The organism is Desulfosporosinus metallidurans (assembly GCF_001936615.1).
In the GTDB taxonomy this organism is placed as follows: Bacteria; Bacillota; Desulfitobacteriia; order Desulfitobacteriales; family Desulfitobacteriaceae; genus Desulfosporosinus; species Desulfosporosinus metallidurans.
The window spans coordinates 90,213-97,077 of record NZ_MLBF01000015.1 but is presented as its reverse complement, the minus strand read 5'-3'; the positions used below and the strand labels follow the sequence as shown (position 1 = coordinate 97,077).

The 6,865-nt window shown below is 42.7% G+C and carries 8 protein-coding genes; all 8 read left to right on the top strand.

Annotated elements, in window-relative coordinates; translation table 11 throughout:
- Positions 1-493, top strand: a 493-nt coding sequence (locus DSOL_RS11750; RefSeq protein WP_139314460.1) for a DUF5050 domain-containing protein, incomplete at its 5' end; no start/stop codon positions are given.
- A 116-nt stretch (positions 494-609) separates the two neighbouring features.
- Positions 610-750 carry a hypothetical protein gene (locus tag DSOL_RS27950; protein WP_170871497.1) on the top strand — a complete coding sequence of 47 codons (141 nt, stop codon included), beginning with the start codon at positions 610-612 and terminating at the stop codon, positions 748-750.
- A 25-nt stretch (positions 751-775) separates the two neighbouring features.
- On the top strand, positions 776-1,570 hold the full coding sequence (locus tag DSOL_RS11745) for a SecDF P1 head subdomain-containing protein (protein WP_075365045.1): 795 nt from the start codon (positions 776-778) through the stop codon (positions 1,568-1,570).
- A gap of 76 nt (positions 1,571-1,646) precedes the next feature.
- Complete coding sequence (locus DSOL_RS11740) at positions 1,647-3,416, top strand: sigma-70 family RNA polymerase sigma factor (protein WP_075365044.1); 1,770 nt, start codon at positions 1,647-1,649, stop codon at positions 3,414-3,416.
- A 79-nt stretch (positions 3,417-3,495) separates the two neighbouring features.
- Positions 3,496-3,969 carry a DUF5050 domain-containing protein gene (locus DSOL_RS11735; RefSeq protein ID WP_075365043.1) on the top strand — a complete coding sequence of 158 codons (474 nt, stop codon included), beginning with the start codon at positions 3,496-3,498 and terminating at the stop codon, positions 3,967-3,969.
- A 64-nt stretch (positions 3,970-4,033) separates the two neighbouring features.
- Entirely contained in the window at positions 4,034-4,258 is a 225-nt protein-coding gene (locus DSOL_RS27255; RefSeq protein WP_139314459.1) for a hypothetical protein, read from the top strand.
- Between the two features lie 344 nt (positions 4,259-4,602).
- Entirely contained in the window at positions 4,603-5,802 is a 1,200-nt protein-coding gene (locus DSOL_RS11730) for a zinc ribbon domain-containing protein (RefSeq protein WP_075365042.1), read from the top strand.
- Positions 5,803-5,943: 141 nt separating this feature from the next.
- Complete coding sequence (locus DSOL_RS11725; RefSeq protein WP_075365041.1) at positions 5,944-6,708, top strand: double zinc ribbon domain-containing protein; 765 nt, start codon at positions 5,944-5,946, stop codon at positions 6,706-6,708.
- Positions 6,709-6,865 lie beyond the last annotated feature (157 nt).

The window sequence follows — 6,865 nt, the reverse complement described above, 5'->3', positions numbered from 1 at the left end:
CGAAACAAAATTAAACAATGACAAGTCCCAGTCTATCAACGTAGTGGGCGACTGGATTTATTATATAAATGATAGCGACAAGGATTATCTCTATAAAATCTGCACGGACGGCACCGGTAAAACAAAATTAAACAATGACAAGTCCCAGTCTATCAACGTAGTGGGCGACTGGATTTATTATATAAATGATAGCGACGGTATGTATCTCTATAAAATCCGCACGGACGGCACCGGTAAAACAAAATTAAACAGTGACCAGTCCTATGATATCAACGTAGTAGGAGACTGGATTTATTATTCCAATGTAAGCGACAATATGTATCTCTACAAAATCCGTACGGACGGCACGGGCGAAACAAAATTGAACAATGACAAGTCCCAGTCTATCAGCGTAGTGGGCGACTGGATTTATTATTTCACTAAACCCAGCAATACTTCCGGTATTCACTATAAAATCCGCACAGACGGCACTGAGAACCAACAGGTGAAATAGGTAGCATCCTTTTAATGCAAAATTATTATTTTAATTTATTGAAACTCAGGTTGTTAACATTGATTATAAACCGGTTCAGGCGGGCTTACTGAGATCTTCAGAAAGAGGTTTTGACAATGAGCGTGAAAGAATATAGGCAAAGAGCGGCAGAATTGTGCGATGCGGAGCTGCGCCAAATGATCTATGAAGAAGTTGAGGACTATCTGCCCGAAGCTATAGAGGCGGCACGGGCCGAGCTTGACCTGCGTATAGTATAAAACTATTGCTGGAGGGGAAAGAAAGATGAAATACTGCTCAAAGTGTGGAGCACAATTATCAGTTGACTCAAAATTCTGTGTGCCTTGTGGAAGTATGATTAATCAATCAGGTGAGGGGATTCAGGAGCCAGGTGGGAATGTGGGCTTACCCAGCCAGAATCCGGGAAAGGGAATGAAATTCAAGATTATCATAGGTACTCTGATTGCAGTAATACTGGTAGCAGGGGGCTTCTGGGGTTGGAGAATCGTTGCCCAAAAGGGAGTTCATCTGGTGTTTCAAGCGGAGTCGGATAAAGAGGGGAAAACAATTACTAACAATGACATGGACAAAGCCAATACGACTATCGCTAAACGGCTTAATGGACTGGGAGTCTCAGAACCTGTAATTAAGACTGATTATGATAAAAAACAGATTGTTGTAGATATCGCTGGAATTAAAGACCTGGATAATGCCGTAGAGGTTATCAGGACGACAGCCAAGCTGACTTTCAGGGATCCTCTGGGAAATGTGGTTTTGGGGGGTGACCAAATTAGTGATGCCAAAGCCAGTATAGTGCAATCAGGACAATTCATTGTGAGCCTGACCTTTACTTCTGACGGGGTCAAGAAGTTCGGCGATTTAACAAGCAAATACATAGGTCAACGGATAGGTATATATTTAGATGATAAACTCCGGACTAATCCAACAGTTAATACACCGATCCTCAACGGCCAAGCGGAGATTACCGGTTATGAAACCATGGAGGCGGCTACTAATGATGCCGTGCTGATGCGTTCAGGTTCCTTACCGGTAAGGTTGAGTATTATCGAGAAAAGATAAATACCGAGGTAAGCGATAAATAGCGCCTTATCTCGAATTCAGAATACTAAAATGGATTAAATCGAGGTGTCAACAGATGGATGATGGAAGCACCAAAGGCAGGATAATTAATATTGTCACAAAACTTAAAAGCGGAGATCAGCAGGCATTTGAGGAGCTTTATGAGCTTACGCACAACAAAGTCTATTTTCTTGCATTGAAAATGGTGCGCAACCATGAAAATGCACTGGATATTGTTCAGGAGATCTACATATCCGTTTATAAATCTATTGACAAGCTTATAAACCCTGAAGTGTTCAACGCATGGCTTTCCAAAATCGTCGTCAACAAATGCAAGGACTTTCTGGGCAAAAAGAAAGATGTCCTGCTGCCTGAAAAGGAAGAATATGAAGATAACGATGCGAGCGAAGCCATCGAAGATACCTCGGACGATTTCATCCCGCACGAGGTACTCGACAAGTCTGAAACACGCAACATGATTATGGCGCTGATTGACAACCTGCCGGAAGCTCAGCGAACCACCCTTTTGCTCCATTATTATCAGGGACTGAACGTTGAAGAAATTGCGGCGATTATGGAATGTCCCGCAGCCACGGTTAAGAGCCGCTTGATATATTCAAGACGTCAGATTAAGACAGGCGTGGAAGGCTATGAGAAGCAAGGCGTGAAGCTTTACAATGTTGCTGTCGTACCGCTGATTATCTTTATTCTGGAAGCATATGCCAAAGAGAATGCGCTTGGGCCGGAAGCTGCGGCAAAAATACTTTCAACCGTCAACGCAGGGGTGCATATTGCCCATGCGGTCACGGCGCAAACAGCCGCCAGTGCTTCGAAATTTCGGCTTCTGCACAAATTTACCACCCTGTCTATTCGTTCGAAGATTATTGCAGGAATCGTTGCAGTAGCTGTGGCGGTTACGGCGATTGTCACTCCAATTGCGGTGATGGTAAATGCCAATGCAAATCAAGTTATGAGCAGCAGTAGCATGCCAGCTATACAACAGGGCAATTGGATTTATTATGTCTGGGGTTACTATAATGGAGCGAAAACGCGTGCAATCTTTAAAATGCGCACCGATGGTACACAAAAAACAAAAATATGCAACGACTTTGGCTCCGACCTCGTCGCCTCGGGGGATTGGTTATACTATTCTAATCAAAATGATAACGATTCTCTTTATAAAATAAATACAGATGGGACAGAGAGGACAAAACTAAATTCTGACAATTCAGATAGCTTAATTGTTTTAGGAGGTTGGATTTATTATCAAAATGTCTCCGAAAATAATAATCTTTTCAAGATTCGAACCGATGGTTCGAGCAGAACAAAACTTAACAGTGAAAGCACAGGCGATTTCAGCATCGTTGGAGATTGGATATTTTACAGAGGGTCATCTAATTACAATAAAGGCTTATATAAAATTCGCACAGATGGTACAGAAAAAACGTATCTAAATAATCAGACTGTTCTATTTCAAGAATTCGTTGGAGACAGTATATATTTCCTTGGAGATAACTTTGAGCTACTTAAGATGAAAACGGACGGGACTGGCATAACAATTATTTCGACCGATGAAGTAAATTCTTTCTATGTGTCTGGAGACTGGATTTATTATTGCAATAGTGGCGACAATTTTTATCTATATAAGATTAAAACAGACGGCTCAAACAAAACACAGCTAAACAGTGAGGCATCTTGTTCTGTATATGTTTCGGGGGATTGGGTTTATTATACTTCACTCTGGACTGGTGCAGATGTTGGCTACTTTTGCAAGATTAAAACAGACGGCACGACAAGAACGCTATTAAGTCATGAGGGTGGTGTTACAAGTATCAATGTTGAGTGAGGATAGAATATCTTGATTTCTTCTTCATCCTTTCCAAAGGCTCTATTCACATCGAAAATAAAAACAAGAGGAAATTTTCATGAAAAAACTATCAAAAAAAATAGCACTGCTTAGCACATTATTTATCATTGCAACTTTTTTATTGGGTGGGTGTGGGGCGAATAATATTTTGCAAAGCACTAATTCGTCTCATACATCTACTAATGCATCTTCATCAAGCTCTCAGTTATCCAAAATAGCTTCTAATTCACCTTCAAAATCACAGGCATCAACAATTATTAATGCTCGTGGTAATACTGTTGGGAACATTGTGAATGTTGGACTTGTTGTGCAACAAGGCGACTGGGTTTATTACTGTAATACCAGCGATAAAAATTATCTTTATAAAATGAAAACCGACGGCACAGGAAGAACAAAGTTAAACAGCGAACATTCCGCAAGTATCAATGTTGTAGACGACTGGATTTATTATTCAAAGGTTAGTTCCAATAGCAATGCTTGGTCTAACTATAAAATTCGCACGGATGGCACAGAGGATCAACAGGTGAAATAGGCACAACACTTTAAAACGCTGGCCATAATGCAGGGTAATTTGAACATAGAAAGATGTTATTAAAATGAGAAAGAGGTGCTTTTTATATTTTGTACAAAATATGTTGCAAAAGAGTGCAGCACGGCTAGCTGCAGCCAATGTGCACTGGATGTTTCATCCACTCAACAACCCCCCGATTGAGCGCAACATCTGTTCGGACAAGCAGTTCAGACCTCACAGTATCTGCCCCGGCGAGGAACGACTGGCCCGGTGCGGCGTAAAAGAAGGGGACTTTTCATCGAAATATTGACGACGGTGCTGGTTATTGCTGTGTAACGGTGGGTACGTTTGTCTATATGATTACCTTGAGTCCGTGCTGAAATGCATAAGACAATACGTCGGAGCTTTATTCGTAATTTGGTGTTTCTGTGGGTGCACCGTAACTGCAAGAACAAGCACATTGTACGACATCTTAAACGAGAGCATACTTGATGCTCAAGCGTCTGGGTCGTCAGATACCCACTCAAAATTCCCTTCCCGTTTCATACATCCTTTTAATGCAAAATTATTATTTTATTGAAACTTAGGTTGTTAACATTGATTATAAACCGGTTCAGGCGGGCTTACTGAGATTTTCAGAAAGAGGTTTTGACAATGAGTGCGCAAGAATACAGGCAAAGGGTGGCAGAATTGTGCGATGCGGAGCTGCGCCAAATGATCTATGAAGAAATTGAGGACTATCTGCCCGAAGCGATAGAGGCGGCACGGGCCGAGCTTGACCTGCGCAACAGGGATATTTTCGAGCTCGGTGACGGGGACACTGTGACGCTCAAAGAGGTGATAGACAGGCTCGATTTTGATGAGTGCATTGCCGAACTGAAAAGGCTAAACAAAAAAGCTGAAACGACCTTTTATAATGAGCTGCTCGTCCGCCACTTGCAGACCGCTCCTGCTCAGGACGGCGGTGTGCTTATCAATTTTGTGAAATCAAAGACCGGCGCTATCGAGGTCTTTAGCTCCAGCATGGACGGTGGGGATAGGTTAAACATCGAAAATTTCCATTATAACGAGTGGCTTGCCGCTCACATCAAAAAGGCATACTTATTGACTAACGGTAGAGAGTTTGTCGTGGCGCTCTGCCTATTAAAAATGACGAATAAGGACTTCCGTGCGGGGAAACTGAACAAGGGAACAAATGTTTGCCAAAATTGCGGAAATGTATGTGACCCTAGCGTGCAATTCTGCGGAAACTGTAGTTATCAGCAACTTCAGGACAACCATGTGTCGCAGCAGAGCGGATACTACCAGCAGCCCCTGAGGTTGCTCGTTATGCAGTTTTGCCCAAATTGTGGAACAAAACTCATGGATGATTATGGATTTTGCCCGAATTGCGGGACTCGCGTACAGGATGCATATCTGGAAGGCCCAGTGGAGATGCCGCAGAATCTGACAGGTGGGCCTACACAGGCGACTGGCGGTCTGAAAGTATGGCTGTGGCTCATGATAGTAGGAGGTCTAATAGGAGTTATAGCCAGTATAGCATATGGTATTTATTTCCTTAAAATAGCGGAAACATTCAGAGATCAGTCCGCGTTGCTAAGTAATTTAGGAAGTCAATATTCCCGGATCGCTACTATGTTATTCGTTTCCGTGCCCATAAATATTGTGTGTATATTTGGGGAATTTCGTTTACTAAAAGGATATAAACATGGATTTTACATCATCTGTATCTGTGTTGTCATTTCGTTCATTATCACTATACTCGCAGGCTCTGTGCTGGCTGCATTTGTTGGGCTTACCTCACCTGTCATCGTTTGGCTGTTTGCAAGAGAACAATGGAAATATTTCCAATAGCCTCAGCTTTACGATCCAACATTTTGTCTTCTTTTGTGGGGTACCGTGTTGACATATTAAACAATAGGACGCTTGAATGATAAGTGAATAAATAAGCAATCATTTCATATTTTATGATTATTTTATTGGGAGGTAGAGCATATGCAAGATTATCGTCGTGCCCTTAAGGACCATTTTGAAAGCCAGCCGTTAATGCGTAATCTGTTCATGGCTGATGTTATCTTGTTTAGCGTAGGGTTGTTGTTTTTGCTGTTCCATGAGTTTTCCATCATAACCTTGAATTCGGATGTATTTTTTGCGCTGGGATTTTGGTTCTTCTGGATTGGAATTGTCCTTAGCTATATTAAAAAAAGCGATGTTAGCCTTAGTATCGGGCTGGGTGTGTACGCGCTTCTTTATCTGGTGAAATTTATCATTGCCTGCGTCCATTCCGCAGGTGGATACGGTGGATTTTACGGGTTAACTCCACTGTGCAATCTGATAGTGGCTTCATATTTGCTGACTATGTCCGTCCGAGAAACGGAATATTATCAACAATATCTGGAGCAGAAGAAGGCCTTACTGCTGTTAGCACAAAGGGCCCCAAAGGCACAGGAGCCTGAACAAGGAATGATCCGGTGCCCCAAGTGCGACGGGACCATCGGGCAGAACACCAAGTTTTGTCCACACTGCGGGAACAAAATACCAGAAGTGAACCGCTGTAAGCAGTGCGAAAGTCCGCTGCCGGAGAACTCAAGCTTCTGTGTGATATGCGGAGCCAAAGTTGAATCGGAAGAAGACGGACCAAAAGCAGAGACAAACGGGGTCCAACTTGAAGCGGGCGGGGAGAAAAAACTGTGCCCCTCCTGTGGAGCTGAAATCACAGGAAACAGAAAATTCTGCACAAAATGCGGGAGTAAATTATAATTCAGGGCCAACCCTGACGACGGATCACCAATTCGCAACCAGTCGGTCGCCTCGACGTTGAACTTGCTTGAACTGTACGGTACGGGATGGCCTAAAAAGCTTCGCAGACAGGTTTAAAAAGAGTGCCAAAGGTGACACGGATAAAATTCATCTGTGC

Excerpts from the sequence above, each read along its gene's own strand:
- DSOL_RS11740 (WP_075365044.1), top strand. The coding sequence starts at position 1,647 with ATGGATGATGGAAGCACCAAAGGCAGGATAATTAATATTGTCACAAAA.
- DSOL_RS27950 (WP_170871497.1), top strand. The coding sequence starts at position 610 with ATGAGCGTGAAAGAATATAGGCAAAGAGCGGCAGAATTGTGCGATGCG.
- DSOL_RS11735 (WP_075365043.1), top strand. The coding sequence starts at position 3,496 with ATGAAAAAACTATCAAAAAAAATAGCACTGCTTAGCACATTATTTATC.
- DSOL_RS11730 (WP_075365042.1), top strand. The coding sequence starts at position 4,603 with ATGAGTGCGCAAGAATACAGGCAAAGGGTGGCAGAATTGTGCGATGCG.
- DSOL_RS27255 (WP_139314459.1), top strand. The coding sequence starts at position 4,034 with ATGAGAAAGAGGTGCTTTTTATATTTTGTACAAAATATGTTGCAAAAG.
- DSOL_RS11745 (WP_075365045.1), top strand. The coding sequence starts at position 776 with ATGAAATACTGCTCAAAGTGTGGAGCACAATTATCAGTTGACTCAAAA.
- DSOL_RS11725 (WP_075365041.1), top strand. The coding sequence starts at position 5,944 with ATGCAAGATTATCGTCGTGCCCTTAAGGACCATTTTGAAAGCCAGCCG.